The sequence below is a fragment of the Micromonospora sp. DT31 genome (assembly GCF_049841795.1).
Taxonomy (GTDB): domain Bacteria; phylum Actinomycetota; class Actinomycetes; order Mycobacteriales; family Micromonosporaceae; genus Micromonospora.
On record NZ_JBNCKZ010000004.1, the window covers coordinates 301,934 to 320,814 of the forward strand.

The following is an 18,881-nucleotide window of genomic DNA, read 5'->3' on the forward strand; positions in this document are numbered from 1 at the left end:
TCTGCGAGCCCCGCAGTCGCGAACAAGGAGCGGACCATGACGGTCCAGCCGGCGCTGTTCGGCGCCACCGCCACCCCCACGCCGCGGGCCGCCGACGCGGGCCCCCGCTACACGCCCGTCGAGCTGGCCCGGCTGCTGCGGCTGCCCGCGCCCACGAGGGAACAGGCCGCGATCATCGCGGCGCCGGTGGAGCCGCTGCTGGTGGTCGCGGGCGCCGGCTCGGGCAAGACCGAGACGATGGCCGCGCGGGTGGTCTGGCTGGTCGCCAACTCCTACGTACGCCCCGAGCACATCCTCGGGCTCACCTTCACCCGCAAGGCGGCCGGCGAGCTGGCGCACCGGGTACGCACCCGGCTGGACCAGCTCATCCGCCGGCTGGGCCGGCAGGGGCGCGACCCGCACGACGACCCGCTGGCGGGCGAGCCGACCGTGTCCACCTACCACTCGTACGCCGGCCGGATCGTCACCGAGCACGGGCTGCGCGCCGGGTACGAGCCGACCACCCGGCTGCTCACCGAGGCGTCCCGCTGGCAGTTGGTCGACCTGCTGGTGCGCAACTACGACGGTGACATGTCCGAGGTGGACCGGATGCCGTCCACGATCACCGACGCGGTGCTCGCGCTGGCCGGTGAACTGGACGAGCACCTGGTCGGCCCGGACGAGCTGGCCGCCTGGACCGGCCGGTTCTTCGCCGAGGTGCAGTCCCGGCCGGGCCGGGTGTACGCCGACGTCCGCAAGGCGCTCCAGCTCCAACGCACCCGGTTGAAGCTGCTGCCGCTGGTCCGCGCGTACGCCCGCCGCAAGGACGACTTCGAGGCGATGGACTTCGCCGACCAGCTCGCCCGGGCGGCCCGGGTGGCCCGGGACCACCCGGCCGTCGGGGTGATCGAGCGGGACCGGTTCCGGGTGGTGCTGCTGGACGAGTACCAGGACACCAGCCACGCCCAGGTGGTGTTGCTCAACGCGTTGTTCGGCGGCGGTCACCCGGTCACCGCGGTCGGTGACCCCTGCCAGTCCATCTACGGCTGGCGCGGGGCCAGCGCCGGCACCCTGGACCGGTTCCCCGGCGAGTTCGCGCGCCGCGACGGCACCCCCGCCGACGTGCTCGGCCTGACCACGAGCTGGCGCAACCGCCCGGAGATCCTCGGGGTCGCGAACACGCTGTCGGTGCCGCTGCGGGCGGCCGGCGCCCGGGTGCCGCAGCTGCACGCCGCCCTGAGCGTCCGCGAGCCGATCCCGCACCGCACGCCGGGCGGGCAGGGCGGCGGCACCGTGCACTGCGCGCTGCTGGGGACGTACGCCGAGGAGGCCGACTGGATCGCGGACAGCGTGCTGGCGGCGTGGCGGGGCGCGGCCGGGACGCCGGGCGCGCTGCCGGAGCACATCGCGGCCGACCGCCGGCCGACCACCGCGGTGCTGGTGCGGCTGCGCAGCCAGATCCCGGCGATCGAGGCGGCGTTGCGCGCCCGAGGGCTGCCGGTCGACGTGGTCGGGCTCGGCGGCCTGTTGGACACCCCGGAGGTGCGGGACGTGGTGTGCACGCTGCGGGTGCTCGCCGACCCGACCGACGGTGCGGCGCTGCTGCGGCTGCTGACCGGCGCGCGGTGGCGGATCGGCCCGCGTGACCTGGTCGCCCTGCACCGGCGCGCCCGGGCCATCGCCCGTGGCCGTCGGGAGCTGACCGGCGACGACGGGCCGGAGATCACCGTGGACGTGCTGGACGAGGCGACGCTCGTCGAGGCGCTGGCCGACCTGGGGCCGGCGCAGGCGTACTCGGCCGAGGGATACTCGCGGCTGCGCTCGTACGGGATGGAGCTGGCCCTGCTGCGCTACCGGCTGGACCAGTCGCTGCCGGAGCTGATCGCGGACATCGAGCGGACCATCGGGCTGGACGTGGAGGTGGCGGTCCGGGCGGGGCGGGACGGGGCCGGGGACGCCGGGTTGGCCCGCGCCCACCTGGACGCGCTCGGCGACGTGGCGGCCCGGTTCAGCGGTGAGACGCCGGGTGCGACGCTCGCCGGTTTCCTCGCCTACCTGGCCGCCGCCGAGGACGAGGAGCGCGGGCTGGCACCTGGCGAGGTGGAGGTGACGGCCGGTGCGGTGCAGGTGCTCACCGCGCACGCCGCGAAGGGCCTGGAGTGGGACGTGGTGGCGGTGGCCGGGCTGACCCGGGGTGTCTGGCCAGGGCCGGTGCGCAACTCCGACCACTGGCTGGGCGGGCTCGGTGTGCTGCCGTTCCCGTTGCGCGGCGACGCGGACGGGCTGCCGGAGCTGGCCCTGCCGGAGGCCGAGGACCAGCGTGGGGTGGCCCGGGCGCTGGGCGAGTTCACCGACGCCTGGCGGGCGCACGACGAGCGGGAGGAGCGGCGGCTGACGTACGTGGCGGTGACCCGGCCGCGCCGGCTGCTGCTCTGCTCGGGCTACTGGTGGGGCGAGGGGACGAAGCGCTTCCGCGGGCCGTCGGTGTTCCTGCGCGAGGTGCACGACGCCTGCCTGGCCGGTGCGGACGGGCACGTGGTCGACGCGTGGACACCCGAGCCGGCCGGGGACGCGGTGAATCCGACCACCGAGACGGTGTTGCGCGCCGAGTGGCCGGCCGACCCGCTCGGCGCCCGGCGACCGGCGTTGACCGAGGCGGCGGCGCTGGTCCGCCGGCACCTCGCCGATCCGGAGGCGGCCCGCCGCGAAACGGCCCTGCTCGCCGCCGCGGGTCCGGGCGGGGCGGCGGGTCCGGGCGGGGCGGCGGGTCCGGGCGGGGCGGCGGGCGGGACCGATGCGCCGGCCGAAGACCCGGAGGTGCTGCGGTGGCGGCGGGAGGCCGACCTCCTGCTCGCCGAGCGGGCGGAGCTGGCCCGCCGGGCCGAGGCGGTCGAGGTCGACCTGCCGGCCCAGCTCTCGGTGACCCAGCTGGTGGCGTTGCGCCGCGACCCGGAGGCGTTGGCCCGTACGCTGCGCCGTCCGATGCCCACCGAGCCGAACCCGTACGCCCGGCGGGGCACCGCCTTCCACACCTGGTTGGAGCAGCGCTTCGGCGCCGACCGTCTGCTCGACGTGGACGAGTTGCCCGGCGCGGCCGACGAGGACGCCGCCCCGGACGAGGCGCTGACCGCGTTGCAGGAGCGGTTCCTGGCCAGCGAGTGGGCCGACCGGGTGCCTGTCGAGGTGGAGGTGCCGTTCGCCACAGTGATCGCCGGGGTGGTGGTCCGGGGGCGGATGGACGCGGTCTTCACCCGGCCCGGCGGGCGCTACGACGTAATCGACTGGAAGACCGGGCGGCAGCCCACCGGCCGGGAGGCCGACGCGGCGGCGGTGCAGCTCGCGGTCTACCGGCTGGCCTGGGCGGAGCTGGCCGGGGTGCCGGTGGAGCGGGTGGGCGCCGCGTTCCACTACGTCCGCGACGCGGTGACGGTCCGCCCGGCCGACCTGCTCGACGCCGAGGGGTTGGCCGCGCTGGTGGCCGCCGTGCCGGAGCTCCCCGGGGCGACCGTGCCGGAAATTTCTGGGGCGGATCTGCCCCTGCGGCCGAATCCGTGATACCTTAACTGGGTTGCAGTTTTGGTTTCCAGAGACTCTGTGTGCGCCTGGCGGATTGTGGCCCCAGGCGCTCTTTGTTGTGTCCGGAGTTCTCCGGGCGGGGCGACCAGCAGCGACAGGCACGTCGCGCATTCCGTGCGCGGGGTGCTCCTCTCCGGCCCGCAACACGTGCGGGCCGACCGTTCCGTCAAGGAGACGAAACACATGGCAATTGGCACCGTCAAGTGGTTCAACGCTGACAAGGGCTTCGGCTTCATCACCCCGGACGACGGCGGCGCCGACGTCTTCGCCCACTTCTCGGCGATCCAGACCTCCGGCTACCGGAGCCTGGACGAGAACCAGCGGGTCGAGTTCGAGGTAACCCAGGGCCAGAAGGGCCCGCAGGCGGAGAACATCCGCCCGATCTGATCCCCCGGATCAACGGCACCACCACCGCGCCCGGTCGGGCGCGGTGCACGGGCCGGCCCGCCGTGCCGGGCCGGCCCGTACCCTTTCGGTTCGTGCTTGTGACCACCGGTTACGCCGGTGACGCGCCGGGTTACCGGCGCCCTTCCTCGACACGTGCCGCGTCGAGGAAGGCTTTCCGCATGACCATGACCCTGCCCACTTTCGCCGCCACCGGCCTGGCCCCGGCGCTCGTCGCCGAACTGGCCACGCAGGGCATCGGCGCGCCGTTCCCGATCCAGGCGGCCACCCTGCCGGACTCGCTTGCCGGTCGGGACGTGCTCGGTCGCGGGCGCACCGGCTCCGGCAAGACGCTCGCGTTCGGCCTGCCGCTGCTGCACCGCACGGCCGGTCGCCGGGCCCGCCCGGGCCGCCCGCTCGCGCTGGTGCTGGTCCCCACCCGGGAGTTGGCCGCGCAGGTGACGGCCGCGCTCACCCCGTACGCGACCGCGCTCGGGCTGCGCTGCGCCACCGTGGTCGGCGGGCTGTCCCTGAGCCGACAGGCGGCGGAGCTGCGGGCAGGCGCCGAGGTGCTGGTGGCCACGCCGGGCCGGCTGCACGACCTGATCGACCGGGGGGACGCGCGGCTGGACCAGGTGACCATCACCGTGCTGGACGAGGCGGACCAGATGGCCGACATGGGCTTCCTGCCGCAGGTGACGAAGCTGCTGGAGCAGGTCGCGCCGGGCGGGCAGCGGATGCTCTTCTCGGCCACCCTGGACCGGGGCGTGGACCGGCTGGTCCGCCGGTTCCTGGCCGACCCGGTGACGCACTCCGTCGACCCGGGCACCGCCACGGTCACCGCGATGACCCACCACGTGCTGCACCTGGATGCGGACGACAAGCAGGGCGCGCTGGCGCACATCGCCGCCCGCGAGGGTCGCACCATCGTCTTCATCGCCACCAAGCACCGCGCCGACCGGGTGGCGCGCCAACTGCTCGCCAAGGGCGTACGTGCCGCCGCGCTGCACGGCGGCAAGTCCCAGCCGCAGCGCACCCGGATCCTGGAGCAGTTCCGCACCGGTCAGGTCACCGCGTTGGTGGCCACCGACGTGGCGGCGCGGGGGATCCACGTGGACGGGCTGGACCTGGTGGTCAACGCCGACCCGCCGAACGAGGCCAAGGACTACCTGCACCGGGGTGGCCGGACCGCGCGGGCCGGGGAGTCCGGCACGGTGGTCACGCTGGTCCTGCCGGAGCAGCGCCGGGACGTCGCCCGGCTGATGACCACCGCCGGCATCAACCCGAAGACCACCCGGGTACGCCCCGGTGACAGCGAGCTGAGCCGGCTCACCGGCGCGCGTGAGCCGTCCGGCGTGCCGGTGACGATCACCCCGCCCGCCGCGGCCCACCCGGCCCGCCCGGTCCCGGCGACCCGGTCCCGCAGGCGGCCGCGTCGGCGCTGATCACGCGTCGACCACGCGTAGCCGTGGCGGAGCGCGGTGCGCGGTAGAGCCGTATGACGGGCAGGCATGGTGATGCCTGCCCGTCATGTCGTTCCCGGTCACGTCTGTGCGGGCGGGTCGCCCCGTGTCGCTCGACCTCCGGGCGGAGCGCGGCCCCGCACCGGCCCCGGCGGGGGTTCGGCTAGGGCGCCGACGTCCGGTCCGCCAGCAGGTCCGCGAGCGTGGTCCGGTCCACCACGAGCGCGATCGCCCCGTCCACCGCCAGCCAGACGTCCCGCAGGCCGGTGGCCACCCCGTGGTAGCCGGTCCGGTCCACGGGCAGCCCTCGGACGCTGGTGAGCGCGCCGCCGACGGCACGCAGCACGTCGCCGACGCTTGTCTCGTCCGGTGGTCGGGCCAACGCGTACCCGCCCTCGGTGCCCCGGTGGCTGTGCAGCAGTCCGGCCCGTCGCAGGTCGAGCAGGATGCCCTGGAGGAAGCTCAGGGGAATGTCCTGGCTCTCGGCCAGGCTCGCGGCCTTGACCAGCTCGCCGCCCCCGAGCACCCCGTCGCCGGAGGCTCCGGCGGCGTCGGCGACGGCGAGCATGGCCCGGAGCGCGTAGTCCGCGCGCGCGGAGATGTACACGGCGTCAGTTGCCAGCCTGGTCCAGTACGCCCCACCGGCGGCGGATCGCCTTGTCCGCGGCCCCGAACGCCGCGTCGACGAGCAGGCCGACCACCAGGATGACGATCATGATGGCCATCAGCCGGGGTGCCTCGTTCAACTCGCGGGCGTAGGTGAGCTGCGCGCCGATGGAGGTGCGGGTGGCGATGACCACGAGCAGCTCCCCGGCCATCAGGCTGCGCCAGGCGAACGCCCAGCCCTGCTTGAGCCCGGCCACGATGGCCGGCAGCGCGGCCGGCGCGATCACGTACCGGTAGAGGTTCAGCCCGCGGGCGCCGAGGTTGCGGCCGGCCCGGATCAGCAGCGGCGGCACGTAGTCCACGCCGTGGATGACACCGTTGGCGACCGACGGGGCGGCGCCGAGCACCACCACGAAGAAGATCGCCTGCTCGCTGAGCTGGAACAGCAGGATGGCCAGCGGGAACCAGGCGATCGACGGCATGGTCTGCAACGCGGTGATCATCGAGCCGAGCGCGGCGCGCAGCACCTTCACCCGGGCCACGGCCAGGCCGAGCAGCAGACCGACCGCCACCGCGACGGAGAACCCGACCACCGCACGGCGGGCGGTGGTGGCCAGACCGTCCCAGAGCGACGCGCTGACCAGGTAGTCGCCCAGGTCGGCGAAGACCACCGCGGGGCCGGGCAGCGCCCACGGGTCCTTCCATCCGCTCCACACCACCACCTGCCAGATGGCCACGGTCAGCGCGAGCGCGGCGATCTTGGGCCAGGTGGCCGACCAGATGCGGCGCAGCCGCGACGGGCCCTTCTCCCGGCCGGCGACCTCCAGCGCGTCCAGGCCGGAGATCTCCGCGTCGGTACGCGCCGACGCGGTGACGGTGTCACTGGCCATGCCGGCCCACCTCCGTACGCAGCCGGTCGATGACCTCGGCGGCGATGGCCGAGACCTCCGGCGAGTCGATCCGCCGGGGCCGCGGCACGGCGACCTCGGTGGAGTAGATGATCCGGCCGGGCCGGCTGGAGAGCAGCACGATCCGGTCGGCGAGCCTGGCCGCCTCGCGGACGTTGTGCGTGACGAACAGGACGGTGAGCTTGCGCTCGGTCCAGATCCGCTCCAACTCGTCGTGCAGGATGTCCCGGGTCATGGCGTCGAGCGCCCCGAACGGCTCGTCCATCAGCAGCACCGGGGTTTCCAGGGCGAGCGTGCGGGCCAGCGCCACCCGCTGCCGCATGCCGCCGGAGAGCTGGTGCGGGCGCTTGCGGCCGAACTCGGACAGGTGCACCGTGCGCAGCAGCTCGGCGACCCGGTCCTTGCGCTGGTCGCGGGGGAGGCCGCGCAGCTTCAGCGGCACCTCGACGTTGCCCTCGACGGTCAGCCAGGGGAACAGCGCCGGTTCCTGGAACATCAACCCCGGGTTGACGCCCTCGCCCAGTTCGATCGTGCCGCCGCTGGCCCGGTCCAGGCCGGCGACCAGGTTGAGCAGCGTGCTCTTGCCGCAGCCGGACGCGCCGACGAGGCAGACGAACTCGCCGGGCGCGACGTCGAGCGTCAACCCGTCCAACGCCAGGACGGCCTGTTCGCCCTGGCCGTACACCTTGGTCACGCCGCGCAGCGCGACCGAGCCGGTCGCGCTGCGCGGGGTCGTCGTGGTCGACGTCACGGCTGGCTGACCTCGGGCTTGCCCTGCGCCTTGAGCACCTCGTTGAGGTACTTCAGGTCGTAGAGGCCGTTCAGGTCGACCGGCTGGGTCAGCCCGACCGCGACCGCGTGGTCCAGGCCGGTCTTCAGCGAGGACGGGATCGGGTCGTTGGTGAACTCCAGCGTGGGCCAGGCCTGCTTGATCAGCTTGAGGTCCAGCGGCTTCCCGGTGATCTTGCCGATGTGGTCGGCGATGGCCTGCTGTGCGTCGTCCGGCTTGGTGTTGACGAACTCGTTCGCCGCCACCTGCCCCTCGACCAGCTTCTTCACCACGTCCGGGTGTGCCTTGAGGAACTTGGTGCTGACCAGCAGGTTGGTGATGACGAACTTCTTGTCCGGCCAGAGGTCGCGCTCGTCGACGAGCACCTTGCCGCCGGCGTTGACCAGCCGGGAGACGAACGGCTCGGGCACCCAGGCGCCGTCGATGGCGCCGCTGTTGAACGTGTCGATGGTCTGCGCGTTCTCCTGCGGCACGACCTTGACGTCGCCGCCGCCCTCCTTGGTGGTCTCCAGGCCCTTCTCCTTGAGCCAGAAGCGCAGCGCGACGTCCTGGGTGTTGCCCAGCTGCGGGGTGGCGATCTTCTTGCCGCGCAACTGGTCCACCGAGGTGATGTCGGGCTTGACCACCAGGGCGACGCCACCGGACGCGGCGCCGGAGATCACCCGGACCGCCTCGCCCTTGGACTTGGAGAACGCGTTCACCGTGGGGTTCGGGCCGATGTACGTGGCGTCGATCGCGCCGGAGAACACCGCCTCGATGGCGGACGGGCCGGCGTTGAACGTCTTCGTGTCCAGCGTGACGTCGCTGCCGAGCTTCTCCTTGAAGATCCCCTTCTCCACGCCCACCACGGCCGGCGCGTGCGTGATGTTCGGGAAGTAGCCGAGGCGCAGGGTGACCGGGCCGCCGTCGGCGGCGTCGCTGTCGTCGCCGCAGGCGGCGGTGGTGCCGAGCGTGGCCGCGCCGACAGCGGCCAGGGTCGCCAGGGTGACCAGGCGGCGCAGGGGAAGCCGTCTCATCGATTGTCCAATCCGCGGTATTCCTACTTAGTTGGTAGGAAGGGTGGGGCAGGAGTCGCGCGGCGTCAAGCCCCGTTCCGCCATCCGGATCCGCGGCCTGCGCTTTTTCGACAACTCCTACCTGTTCGGTGGAGATAGGGCCGCCGGTCGGCCGGCGGCCGGCACCGCCGTCCGGTGGGCCGGCGCACACCCCGGGTGCCGCCGGTGCGGAAGCGCTAGTGTCGATCACGTGCCGACGCGGAGAGCGAAGATTCCAGCGACGAAGTACCCGGTCGAGCGGTTCGTCCTCGACAACGGACTACGGGTGGTCCTCACGCCCGACCGCAGCGCCCCAGTGATCGGGGTGGCGGTGGTCTACGACGTCGGCATCCGCTCCGAGCCGCAGGGCCGTACCGGTTTCGCCCACCTCTTCGAGCACCTGATGTTCCAGGGCTCGGAGAACCTGGAGAAGCTCGCCCACTTCCGGCACGTGCAGGGCGCCGGCGGCACGTTCAACGGCTCCACCCACCTGGACTACACCGACTACTACGAGACGCTGCCCAGCAACGCCCTGGAACGGGCGCTGTTCCTGGAGGCCGACCGGATGCGCGGCCCCCGGCTGACCGAGGAGAACCTGCGCAACCAGGTCGACGTGGTCAAGGAGGAGATCCGGGTCAACGTGCTGAACCGGCCGTACGGCGGGTTTCCCTGGCTGACGTTGCCGCCGGTGATGTTCGACACCTTCCCCAACGCGCACGACGGCTACGGCTCCTTCGTCGACCTGGAATCGGCCACCGTGGCCGACGCCGCCGACTTCTTCCGTCACTACTACGCCAGCGGCAACGCGGTGCTCGCGGTCAGCGGGGACATCGACGTGGCCGAGGCGACCACGCTCGTCGAGCGGCACTTCGGTGACGTGCCGGCCCGGCCCGCCCCCGAACGACCCGACTTCGCCGAACCGGACCTGACCAGCGAGCGACGCGGCACGTACACCGACGCGCTCGCCCCGCTGCCGGCCGTGGCCGGCGCCTGGCGCGTGCCCGACCCGATCCGCGACTTCGACGGCTACCTGCCCTACGTGGTGCTGGCCGAGGTGCTCACCGACGGCGACGCCTCCCGGCTCGTCGAACGGCTGGTCCAGCGGGACCGCTCGGTCACCGGCCTCGGCGGCTACCTCGGCTTCATGGGCGACCCGTTCGACGCCCGCGACCCCACCGCGCTGCTGCTCCAGGCGCACCTTCCGCCCGGCGGGGACGCCGACCGGGTGCTGCGCACCATCGACGAGGAACTGGACCGGCTGGCCACCGACGGGCTGACCGAGGGCGAGTTGGCGCGTACCCAGGCGCGGATGGCCACCCACCTGCTGCGCGAGACCGACGCGGCGCTCGGCCGGGCGTTACGGATGGCCGTGCTGGAGCAGCAACGCGGCGAACCGGGACTGCTCAACGAGTTGCCCCGGCTGGTCGGCGCGGTGACCGAGGACCAGGTCCGTGCCGCCGCCGCCACCCTGCGGCCGGAGCGCCGCGCATCCGTCGAGGTCATCGCCGGAGGTGCCCGATGACGACCCCCCGACCGCTGCCGGCACTCGGACCCAACCGCCGGCTCAAGGTGCCCAAGCAGGCCGAACGCACACTCGGCAACGGCCTCACCGTGATCGTGGTGCGCCGCCCCGCCGTACCGCTGTTCGAGCTTCGGCTGTGGATGCCGTTCGGGCGCACCCACCTGGCCCGCGGCGCGATGCTGGCGGAGACCGTACTGGCCGGGACCGAGGCGTACAGCGCCACCGAGATCGCCGCCGAGTTGCAGAAGGTCGGTGGCGGACTCGCCGCCGGGGTCGACCCGGACCGGTTGATGCTCTCCGGCGCGGGCCTGGTCACCGGGCTGGACCGGATGCTGGACCTGCTCGCCGAGGTGCTCACCGGCGCCACCTACCCGGCCGACTGGGTGCAGACCGAACGGGACCGGCTCGTCGACCGGATCCAGGTCGCCCAGAGCCAGCCCGCCCATCTGGCCCGCACCGCACTGCTCAAGCGGGTGTACGGCCGCCACCCGTACGCGGTGCAGACGCCCGACCCGGAGCAGGTCCGGGCGGTCCGGCCGGCCGGGTTGCGCCGGCTGCACGCCGAGCGGGTGCACCCGCTCGGCGCGGTGCTGGTGCTCGTCGGTGACGTGGCGCCGGAGCGGGCGCTGGACGCGGCCGAGCGGGCGCTGGGCGGCTGGCGGGGTGCCGGCCACGTCGCCGAGTTGCCGCCCGCGCCGCCGCTGGAACCGGGGCCGCTGGTGCTCGTCGACCGGCCCGGCTCGGTGCAGTCCTCGGTACGCCTCGCGCTGCCCGCCGTGCCCCGCACCCACCCGGACCACGCCGCGCTGCAACTGGCCAACCTGATCTTCGGTGGCTACTTCTCCTCCCGCTGGGTGGAGAACATCCGCGAGGACAAGGGCTACACGTACGGGTCGCACTCGATGGTCGAGCACTCGGTGGCCGGTTCGCTGCTGATCGCCGGTGCCGACGTGGCGACCGAGGTGACCGCGCCGGCGCTGCTGGAGACGACTTACGAGTTGGGTCGGCTGGCCACCGTCGCGCCGAAGCCGGACGAGTTGGAGCAGGCCCGCCAGTACGCGCTCGGCACCCTCCAGCTCGGCATGTCCACCCAGGCCGGGCTGGCGTCACTGACCAGCGCGTACGCCGGCAGCGGGCTGCGGCTGGACTTCCTCGCCGAGCATGCCGCCCGGCTCGCCGCCGCCACCGTGGACGACGTCGCCGAGGTGGCGGCGCGTTACCTGGCCCCGGCGGGGGCGGTCACCGTGGTGCTCGGCGACGCCGAGCGGATCGCCGACTCCCTCGCCACGCTGACCCCGGTGCGTACGGAGTCCGCGTGAGCGGTGAGGCGGCACCGCCGCTCGCCCGGGCCACGCTCGACCGGGCCGCCCACCGGCGTACCGACCCGGCCTGGCTCGCCGAGGCCTGGGAGCGGGCCCGGGTGCTGGTGCTGGACTCGGCCGCCGAGGGGCGCGCCCTGGCCCGTGGTGCCACCGCACCGCTGGAACTGGTTCTCGTCGGCCCCGGTGACCTGTCCGAGGTGCCCCGGTCGGTGCCCATGTTCCTCGGCGTGGAGCCGGACGGCGTACCCGCCTTCGCGGTGGACGGCCCGCTTCCGACGCTGCCCGACGCCCGCCCGGTCCACCTGCGCGACGTCGGTCACCTGTTGACCGATCGGGACGCCGGCCTCTTCACCACCGCGCTGGCGCTGCTCAACTGGCATCTGCGGCACGGGTACTCGTCGACGAGCGGCCAGCCGACCCGGACCGACGAGGCCGGCTGGTCCCGCATCGACCCGGCCGGTGGCCGGGTGTGGCCGCGTACCGACCCGGCCATGATCGTGCTCGTGCACGACGGGGTGGACGGTCCGGACGGCCGCTGCCTGCTGGGCAACAACGCGGCCTGGCCGCGGACGCCCGGGCAGCGCCGTTACTCCTGCCTGGCCGGCTACGTCGAACCGGGCGAGTCGGCCGAGGGCGCGGTGCTGCGCGAGGTCCGCGAGGAGGTCGGCGTCGAGGTCGCCGGCGTCGCGTACGCCGGCAGCCAGTCCTGGCCGTTCCCCGGCTCGCTGATGCTGGGTTTCCTCGCCCGGGCCGACCCGGACGCGCCGATCCGGGTCGACCTGGCCGAGATCGCGCACGCGCGTTGGTTCACCCGCCGGGAGATCGGCGCGGCGCTGGCCGACGAGCCGGTGCCGGTGGGCGGGGGTGAGCGGTTGGTGCTGCCGCCGCCGTCGTCGATCGCGCTGTTCCTGGTGCACCGCTGGCTCGACGGGCACTGCTGAGCGGCGGGTTCGAACGCGGCCCCGGCCCGGACCGTCGTTGCCGCGGCGGTCACGGGCCGGGAACACGGGCCGTCGTGGCCGGGTGAGGCGTGGAGCACGGCGGGGGAGCCGCTCCGGCCACGACGGACGTCACCGTGGGGTCATCCGCCGTCCCGGGTGGCCGGGGGCGGACGCCTCGACGGGCAGCACCTTGACGCGGTGGCGGCCGGTGCGTACCGCGCCGACGGCGGCCAGGGCGCGGGCGAGCAGCAACGCGGCGTCGCGGTCCTCGGCGTGGACGACCTGACGGCGGCACTCGGGGGCGTTCGTCTCGTCGCGCAGGCGGCGTCCGCCCGCCCAGGCGGCGGCGATGTCGGCGTCGGCGGCGGTACGGATTTCGGTGCGCACGATCAGGAACCGCATGGTGTCCCCCGGGGGGAGAGCGGACGGCTACACGCTGGAACTTCCACGTCACTCGTGCGTCATGTTACGCGCGTGCGTCGTCTCAGCAAGTGAAACGCGCCGCTCCGACCGATCGGATGACCCCAGGTCGGCACCGTTGTCGGGGGTGGACACGGGAGGGGCCGCCGGCGTCGCGCCGACGGCCCCGGGGTGCCGGTGGTTCAGGCGTGGTCGAACCGGCCGGTCTTCGCTCCGGCGAGGAAACCGAGCCAACCGGCCCGGTCGAACAGCAGCACCGGGCCGCTCGGGTCCTTGCTGTCGCGCAGCGCCACGCCGGTCGGCCCGGCGTGCAACGGGGCGACCTCGACGCAGTTGGAGGTCTGGCTGCGGGTGCTCTTGCGCCACGCGGCGCCGGAGAGGTGCCCGGCGCGGCCTGTCGTGCTGGTGCGGTTCTCGTTCATGGTGCTTGCTCCTGGTGAGGTGCTCCGATGGGAACGAGTGACGCCGGAGCCGGGAACCGGTGCCCGTGGAGGTCATCGTTCCGTCGTGAGGCGCCCCGAGCCCTGGCGGCGCTGGGTCGGCGCCGTTGCCGGCCCGTACGCCGCGGTGGACTCGACTGCCGTGCCGGTCAGCCGTCCCGTCGCCTCGATCAACCAGGAAAGGGTGTCCGATGCGGAGAGTGCCGACGAGCATAGCCACTCGAATACCACTTTATAGCGGTTTAGGGTGTTCAGGTCGGTCGACATGACGTCGGTGAACCCACCTTCGATCGCCAACGTCTCCGGATCGAGCGGGTCGACGAACCGGTAGACCGAGAACGCGGTCGGCGGGAGGTACCAGTCCCCGACCGGGGTGTCGCGCAGCAGCAGACGTGGCGTCACGTTCGGCAACAGGGCCAGCTCGCACAGGTGGACGAGCTGCTCGTGAAGCACCTCCGGCGGGCCGGCCCGCCGGCCCAACGCGGCCTCCTCCAGCACGACCGTGTAGCGGGGCGCGTCGGAGCGGGTCAGCAGCGACTGGCGCGACTGCCGCGCGCGTACCTCGGTCTCCGGGTCCTCACCGTCCGGGTCGCCGGCCTCGGCGGCCACCTGGGCCGCGGACAGGATCCGGTGCCGGGCGTACCCGGGCGTCTGCAACAGCCCCGGCACCAGCACCGGGTTGTACTCGGAGATCTCCGCGCAGCCGGCCTCCAGCTCGGCGAACGCGCGTTGCTGCTGGGTCATCACCGGGAAGTTGCGCAGCCAGCCGCGCATGTCGCCGGCCTCATGGGTGATCGCGGTCAGCTCCGCGCGTTGCTCGTCGTCGGCGTCGTAGAGCGTCAGCAGGACGTCGACGTCGTCCGGGTCGGGCCGGCTGCGGCCGTTCTCCAGTCGGGACAACTTGGACGCGGAGGCCCAGCCGATCCGCTCGATGACCTGGTCACCGGTGAGACCGGCCTGTTCGCGAAGTCGGCGCAGCTCGATGCCGAGCCGACGGCGCCGCAGGATCGGGCCTGGTACGGCAGGAGGCACGGTGTCCTCTTTCCCGTCGACCGTCGCGGGACGCGACGGTAACTGTATGAAATTCGTCCCGCACGGTCAGTATGGACGGCGCGACCGGCGTCGGAGGTTCCGGCAAGGGGCGTGTCACCAGACAAAAACAGGACTGAGGAGCGTCGTCACCGGCGCCCGTCGCGACCTGACCGGCTGGAGGAAACCGATGCGCACCGTCCTGCGCCGCCCCGACTTCCGCCTCCTGTTCGCCGCACTGGTGGCGAGCATGGCGGCCGAGTCGGTCCTGCTGCTCGCCCTGGCCGTCTGGGTCAAGGACCTGACCGGTTCGGACCGCATGGCCGGGGCCACCATCTTCGCGGTGGTCGCCCCGATGGCGCTCGCCCCGCTGGTCGGGTGGGTGGTCGACCGCTACCGCCGGCGGCCCTTCTTCATCGCCGCGAACCTGGTCGCGGCCGTCCTGCTCGGCCCGCTGCTCACCGTGCGTGACCGGGCGGACGTCTGGGTGATCTACGTGGTCGCGGCGCTCTACGGGCTGTCCTACATCACCCTGGCCGCCGTGCTGAACGGACTGATCCGGCACCTGGTGCCGGCCGACCTGCTGGCCGACGCCAACGGGGTGCTGCAGACCGTCCGGCAGGGACTGCGGCTGATCGGACCGCTCGCCGGGGCCGGGGTCTACGCCGCCGTCGGTGGCTGGCTGCTCGTCGCCCTGGCCATGACCGGCTTCCTGACCGCCGCCGCGGTGGTGGGCCGGCTCCGGGTGCGGGAGGACCCGCCGCCGTCGGCCGGGCGCCGCGGCCCGACCGAGATGGACGCCGGGCTGCGCCACCTGGCCGGCGAGCCGGCGCTGCGCCGGGCGCTGCTCGGGTACGGGCTCGGCTCGCTGGTGATGGGCTTCACCGAGTCGCTCATCTTCGCGTACGTCGACCTGGGTCTGCGCCGCGACGCCGCGTTCGTCGGCGTGCTGGTCATGGTGCAGGGCGTCGGCGGCCTGGTCGGCGGCCTGTTCTCGGCCACCGCCGTCCGCCGGCTCGGCGAGGTCGGCGCGCTGGCCGCCGGCGTCACGTTCTTCGGACCGGCCGCGCTGGCGCTGGCGTACCCCGGGCTCTGGCTCGGGGTGGCCGCGCTGCTGCTGGCCGGCGTCTCCCTGCCGTTGACCATGGTGGGGTTGAACACGCTTGTGCAGCGGCGCACGCCGCCGGCCCTGCTGGGCCGGGTCACCGCCGCCTCGGAGGCGCTGGTCAGCGGGCCACAGGCGTTGTCCATCGGCACCGGCGCGCTGCTCGTCGGCGTGTTCGACTACCGGCTGCTGTTCACCCTGGTGGGGATCGTCACCACCGCCGCCGGCATCTACCTGTGGCAGGGGCGCGGGCTCACCGGGCCGGTGCGCGTGCCGACCCCGCGCCGGCCGGTCGACGGCGAGGTGCTCGCCGCCGCCCGCCGCCGTGGCGGGCCCTGACGACGATCGGCCGCACCCGCGGGAGCAGGTGCGGCCGATCGGGGTGTCAGGGCAGGTCAGCCGGGCAACGCGGCGAGGTGCTGCTTGACCTGGGTGATCGACGGGTTGGTCAGGGCGCTGCCGTCGGCGAAGCGCAGGGTCGGCACCGTCTGGTTGCCGCCGTTGACACCCATCACGAAGTCCGCCGCGGCCGGGTCCTGCTCGATGTCGACCACCTCGTACGCGATGCCCTCCCGGTCGAGTTGCGACTTCAGCCGGTGGCAGTAGCCGCACCACGGGGTGGAATACATCGTCAACATGGTCAGGCCTCCAAGGGGGTGACTCGCGCCCGGTCCGATCAGGCCAGGCTAACCGCTGCAACATCACCGGGTGCTGGGATGATTCCCTGTCGTGGGGGTTCACTCAGCGGCGCACCGGGTGTTGGCCGGCCTCGACCCGGACCAGCGGGCCGCGGTGACCGCGCCGGCCGGCCCGGTGTGCATCCTGGCCGGCGCGGGGACCGGGAAGACCCGGGCGGTGACCTCGCGGATCGCCTACCGCGCCCTGACCGGCGACATCGCCGCCCGGCACGTGCTGGCCGTCACGTTCACCGCGCGGGCGGCGGCCGAGATGCGGGCCCGGCTCACCACGCTCGGGGTGCCCGGGGTGCAGGCGCGCACGTTCCACGCCGCGGCACTGCGCCAGGTCCGCTACTTCGCGCCCCGGCTGCTGGCCGGGCGGGCCATGCCGGAACTGCTGGACAGCAAGGTGCGGGTGGTCACGCTCGCCGCGGCCAAGGTCGGCCTGCGCACCGACCGGGCCGCCGCCCGGGACCTCGCCGCCGAGATCGAGTGGGCCAAGTCCTCCCTGGTCGAGCCGGGGGAGTACGCGGTGGCGGCGGCCAAGGCGCTGCGCGACACGCCGTACGAGCCGGCGCGGGTGGCCGAGGTGTTCTCCGCGTACGAGCGCCTCAAACGCGGCAACGGCGTGATCGACTTCGAGGACATGCTGCGCGCCGCCGTCTGGGGCATCGAGGAGCACCCGGACGTCGCCGAGCAGGTGCGCAACCAGTACCGGCACCTCGTCGTCGACGAGTACCAGGACGTCAACCCGCTGCAGCAGCGGCTGCTGGACGCCTGGCTCGGCGGGCGCGACGACCTCACCGTGGTCGGCGACGCCAGCCAGACCATCTACTCGTTCACCGGGGCCACCTCGGCCTACCTGGTCGACTTCCCGCGCCAGCACCGGGGCGCGACGGTGGTCCGGCTGGTCCGCGACTACCGCTCCACCCCGCAGGTGGTCGGGCTGGCCAACGCGGTGATCTCCCAGGCCCGGGGGGCCGAGGCGCGGCTGCGGCTGGAGTTGCACGGCCAGCGCCCACCCGGCCCGGAACCGGAACTGCGGATCTTCACCGACGAGCCGGCCGAGGCGAACGCGGTCGCGGCCCGCTGCCGGGCGCTGGTGGCCGCCGGCACCCCGGCCCGGGAGATCGCGGTGCTGTTCCGCACCAACGCGCAGTCCGAGGCGTACGAGAAGGCGCTCTCCGAGGCCGAGGTGCCGTACGTCCTCCAGGGCGCGGAGCGGTTCTTCGACCGGCCCGAGGTGCGCCAGGCGATGATCGCGCTGCGGGCGGCGACCCGGTCCGTCCCCGGAGGGACACCGCTGCCGGTCGCCGTGGTCGAAGGGCTGGCCGCGGTCGGCTGGGCACCCGACGCGCCCCCGGCGGGCGGTGCCGCCCGCGAGCGCTGGGAGGCCCTCGCCGCGCTGGTCCAGCTCGCCGAGGAGTACGCGGCCACGCCGTCGGGCAGCGCCGCAGGGGTGGTCGACGACGGGCCGGCCCGGCCGGAGCCGATCGACGAGGCGGCGGTCGGTCCCGGGCAGCCGGGCCTGGTCGAGTTCACCGAGGAACTGGCCCGGCGGGCCGCCCAGCAGCACGCGCCCACCGTGGAGGGCGTGACGCTGGCGTCGCTGCACTCGGCGAAGGGACTGGAGTGGGACGCGGTGTTCCTGGTCGGGCTGGCCGAGGGCACGCTGCCCACCACGTACGCGAAGACGCCCGAGCAGGTGGAGGAGGAGCGGCGGCTGCTCTACGTCGGGATCACCCGGGCCCGGCAGTGGCTCTGGCTGTCGTACGCGGCGGCGCGTTCCCCCGGCGGCCGCGCCCGGCGTCCCTCCCGCTTCCTGCCCCAGCTCGACCGGTCCGGCGGTGGCGAGCGGGCCGGCGGCGGGCCGGCGCGGCGGGTCGAGCGGCGCCGGCCCCAGGTGGCGTCGTGCCGGATCTGCGGCGCGACGCTGCTGGCCGGCGCGGACCGGAAGCTGGGCCGGTGCCCGAGCTGTCCGTCGGATCTGGACGAGGAGTTGTACGAGCGGCTGCGGGAGTGGCGGCAGCGGGTCGCCGGCGCGCAGAAGGTGCCGGCGTACGTGGTCTTCACCGACGCCACGCTTACCGCCTTGGCCGAGCGGAGGCCGGGTCGCACCGAGGATCTGGTCGCCATCGCCGGGATCGGGCCCCGAAAAGTGGGCCTTTACGGGGATACGGTGCTCGCGTTGGTGGCCGGTGCCACGGTGGACGACGTCTGCTCGTAGAAAACTTTTAATCTGGCACTTAAATCGTTTGCCCTCGCCCGCAGGCGAGGAATAGCCTCAGGACACACCTCGCGAGCAGCGCCGTTCTGGCTGCTCAAAGGGGATGAGTCCATGGTCGGCACAAGGAAAGTCAGGGAGGTGGCACCCGTGAAGATCTTCACTTATGAGCGTCCGGCGGCAATGCCAGCTGCCTGCGCTCCGCTGTCGGCTGTCCGGGTGGCCCTTGCCGCTCGACCGTCGGCTCCGCAGGTGCACCAGGTCTTGGTTCAGGCCGAGCTGAACCGGTCCGTCGCGCCGCTCACCGGAGTCGAAGGGACCAGTGGCTTCACGGGCATGGACATTGCCGGCGCCAAGAAGCGCAGCGATGTCCGCGGTGTTCCACCTCGAGGTAGACCGGTCTGATCCATCAGACCACCGGCTCACCTCGAGGCCGCGGAACCCGTACACCGGGATCCGCG

17 protein-coding genes are annotated in these 18,881 nt (G+C 73.6%); 9 read left to right on the forward strand and 8 right to left on the reverse strand.

The features are described 5' to 3' along the window. Positions 1 to 36: 36 nt before the first annotated feature. The 3 genes from ACLQ2X_RS09905 (at position 37) to ACLQ2X_RS09915 (ending at position 5,384) form a co-directional block, all read left to right on the forward strand. Positions 37 to 3,534, forward strand: coding sequence for an ATP-dependent helicase (locus tag ACLQ2X_RS09905; RefSeq protein WP_425680668.1), 3,498 nt, complete (start codon positions 37 to 39; stop codon positions 3,532 to 3,534). 204 nt (positions 3,535 to 3,738) lie between these two features. Further along, complete coding sequence (gene cspE / locus ACLQ2X_RS09910; RefSeq protein WP_425680669.1) at positions 3,739 to 3,942, forward strand: transcription antiterminator/RNA stability regulator CspE; 204 nt, start codon at positions 3,739 to 3,741, stop codon at positions 3,940 to 3,942. 179 nt (positions 3,943 to 4,121) lie between these two features. Continuing rightward, positions 4,122 to 5,384 (forward strand): DEAD/DEAH box helicase, encoded by a 1,263-nt coding sequence (locus tag ACLQ2X_RS09915; protein ID WP_425680670.1) that lies wholly within the window; start codon positions 4,122 to 4,124, stop codon positions 5,382 to 5,384. 181 nt (positions 5,385 to 5,565) lie between these two features. On the opposite strand, the gene ACLQ2X_RS09920 is transcribed toward ACLQ2X_RS09915, so the two are convergent. Genes ACLQ2X_RS09920 through ACLQ2X_RS09935 form a run of 4 tightly spaced genes read right to left on the reverse strand, consistent with a single transcriptional unit; the run spans position 5,566 to position 8,722 of the window. After that, complete coding sequence (locus tag ACLQ2X_RS09920; RefSeq protein WP_425680671.1) at positions 5,566 to 6,009, reverse strand: RrF2 family transcriptional regulator; 444 nt, start codon at positions 6,007 to 6,009, stop codon at positions 5,566 to 5,568. 4 nt (positions 6,010 to 6,013) lie between these two features. Beyond that, positions 6,014 to 6,898, reverse strand: coding sequence for an ABC transporter permease (locus ACLQ2X_RS09925; RefSeq protein ID WP_425680672.1), 885 nt, complete (start codon positions 6,896 to 6,898; stop codon positions 6,014 to 6,016). After that, complete coding sequence (locus tag ACLQ2X_RS09930; protein ID WP_425680673.1) at positions 6,888 to 7,667, reverse strand: ABC transporter ATP-binding protein; 780 nt, start codon at positions 7,665 to 7,667, stop codon at positions 6,888 to 6,890. The genes ACLQ2X_RS09925 and ACLQ2X_RS09930 overlap by 11 nt, the downstream gene beginning before the upstream one ends. Then, a complete protein-coding gene (locus ACLQ2X_RS09935) occupies positions 7,664 to 8,722 on the reverse strand; it encodes an ABC transporter substrate-binding protein (protein WP_425680674.1) in 1,059 nt (352 codons plus the stop codon). Before ACLQ2X_RS09935 ends, ACLQ2X_RS09930 begins: the two co-directional genes overlap by 4 nt. Before the next feature lie 229 nt (positions 8,723 to 8,951). Here ACLQ2X_RS09935 and ACLQ2X_RS09940 point away from each other — a divergent pair, with 229 nt between their 5' ends. From ACLQ2X_RS09940 to nudC, 3 genes are read left to right on the forward strand one after another with little or no spacing between them, the layout of a single operon-like run. Next, positions 8,952 to 10,262, forward strand: coding sequence for a M16 family metallopeptidase (locus ACLQ2X_RS09940; RefSeq protein WP_425680675.1), 1,311 nt, complete (start codon positions 8,952 to 8,954; stop codon positions 10,260 to 10,262). Next, the gene (locus tag ACLQ2X_RS09945) at positions 10,259 to 11,581 is read left to right on the forward strand and encodes a M16 family metallopeptidase (protein ID WP_425680676.1); all 1,323 of its coding nucleotides are present in this window, start codon (positions 10,259 to 10,261) and stop codon (positions 11,579 to 11,581) included. Before ACLQ2X_RS09940 ends, ACLQ2X_RS09945 begins: the two co-directional genes overlap by 4 nt. Then, on the forward strand, positions 11,578 to 12,525 hold the full coding sequence (gene nudC / locus ACLQ2X_RS09950; protein ID WP_425680677.1) for an NAD(+) diphosphatase: 948 nt from the start codon (positions 11,578 to 11,580) through the stop codon (positions 12,523 to 12,525). The genes ACLQ2X_RS09945 and nudC overlap by 4 nt, the downstream gene beginning before the upstream one ends. Positions 12,526 to 12,654: 129 nt before the next feature. On the opposite strand, the gene ACLQ2X_RS09955 is transcribed toward nudC, so the two are convergent. The 3 genes from ACLQ2X_RS09955 to ACLQ2X_RS09965 all read right to left on the reverse strand — a co-directional run bounded on the left by ACLQ2X_RS09955 (position 12,655) and on the right by ACLQ2X_RS09965 (position 14,417). Next, positions 12,655 to 12,927 carry a hypothetical protein gene (locus ACLQ2X_RS09955; RefSeq protein ID WP_425680678.1) on the reverse strand — a complete coding sequence of 91 codons (273 nt, stop codon included), beginning with the start codon at positions 12,925 to 12,927 and terminating at the stop codon, positions 12,655 to 12,657. Between the two features lie 200 nt (positions 12,928 to 13,127). Beyond that, positions 13,128 to 13,367, reverse strand: a complete 240-nt coding sequence (locus tag ACLQ2X_RS09960) for a DUF397 domain-containing protein (RefSeq protein ID WP_425680679.1) — start codon at positions 13,365 to 13,367, stop codon at positions 13,128 to 13,130. Positions 13,368 to 13,439: 72 nt separating this feature from the next. Further along, positions 13,440 to 14,417 (reverse strand): helix-turn-helix domain-containing protein, encoded by a 978-nt coding sequence (locus tag ACLQ2X_RS09965; RefSeq protein ID WP_425680680.1) that lies wholly within the window; start codon positions 14,415 to 14,417, stop codon positions 13,440 to 13,442. Positions 14,418 to 14,604: 187 nt separating this feature from the next. Here ACLQ2X_RS09965 and ACLQ2X_RS09970 point away from each other — a divergent pair, with 187 nt between their 5' ends. Continuing rightward, positions 14,605 to 15,858 carry an MFS transporter gene (locus ACLQ2X_RS09970; RefSeq protein ID WP_425680681.1) on the forward strand — a complete coding sequence of 418 codons (1,254 nt, stop codon included), beginning with the start codon at positions 14,605 to 14,607 and terminating at the stop codon, positions 15,856 to 15,858. 56 nt (positions 15,859 to 15,914) lie between these two features. Here the strand turns inward: ACLQ2X_RS09970 and ACLQ2X_RS09975 are convergent, their stop codons facing one another. After that, on the reverse strand, positions 15,915 to 16,157 hold the full coding sequence (locus ACLQ2X_RS09975; protein ID WP_354871623.1) for a mycoredoxin: 243 nt from the start codon (positions 16,155 to 16,157) through the stop codon (positions 15,915 to 15,917). Positions 16,158 to 16,248: 91 nt separating this feature from the next. Here ACLQ2X_RS09975 and ACLQ2X_RS09980 point away from each other — a divergent pair, with 91 nt between their 5' ends. Further along, entirely contained in the window at positions 16,249 to 18,423 is a 2,175-nt protein-coding gene (locus tag ACLQ2X_RS09980) for an ATP-dependent DNA helicase UvrD2 (protein WP_425680682.1), read from the forward strand. Positions 18,424 to 18,570: 147 nt separating this feature from the next. After that, the gene (locus tag ACLQ2X_RS09985) at positions 18,571 to 18,825 is read left to right on the forward strand and encodes a hypothetical protein (RefSeq protein ID WP_425680683.1); all 255 of its coding nucleotides are present in this window, start codon (positions 18,571 to 18,573) and stop codon (positions 18,823 to 18,825) included. The last annotated feature ends 56 nt before the right edge of the window (positions 18,826 to 18,881 follow it).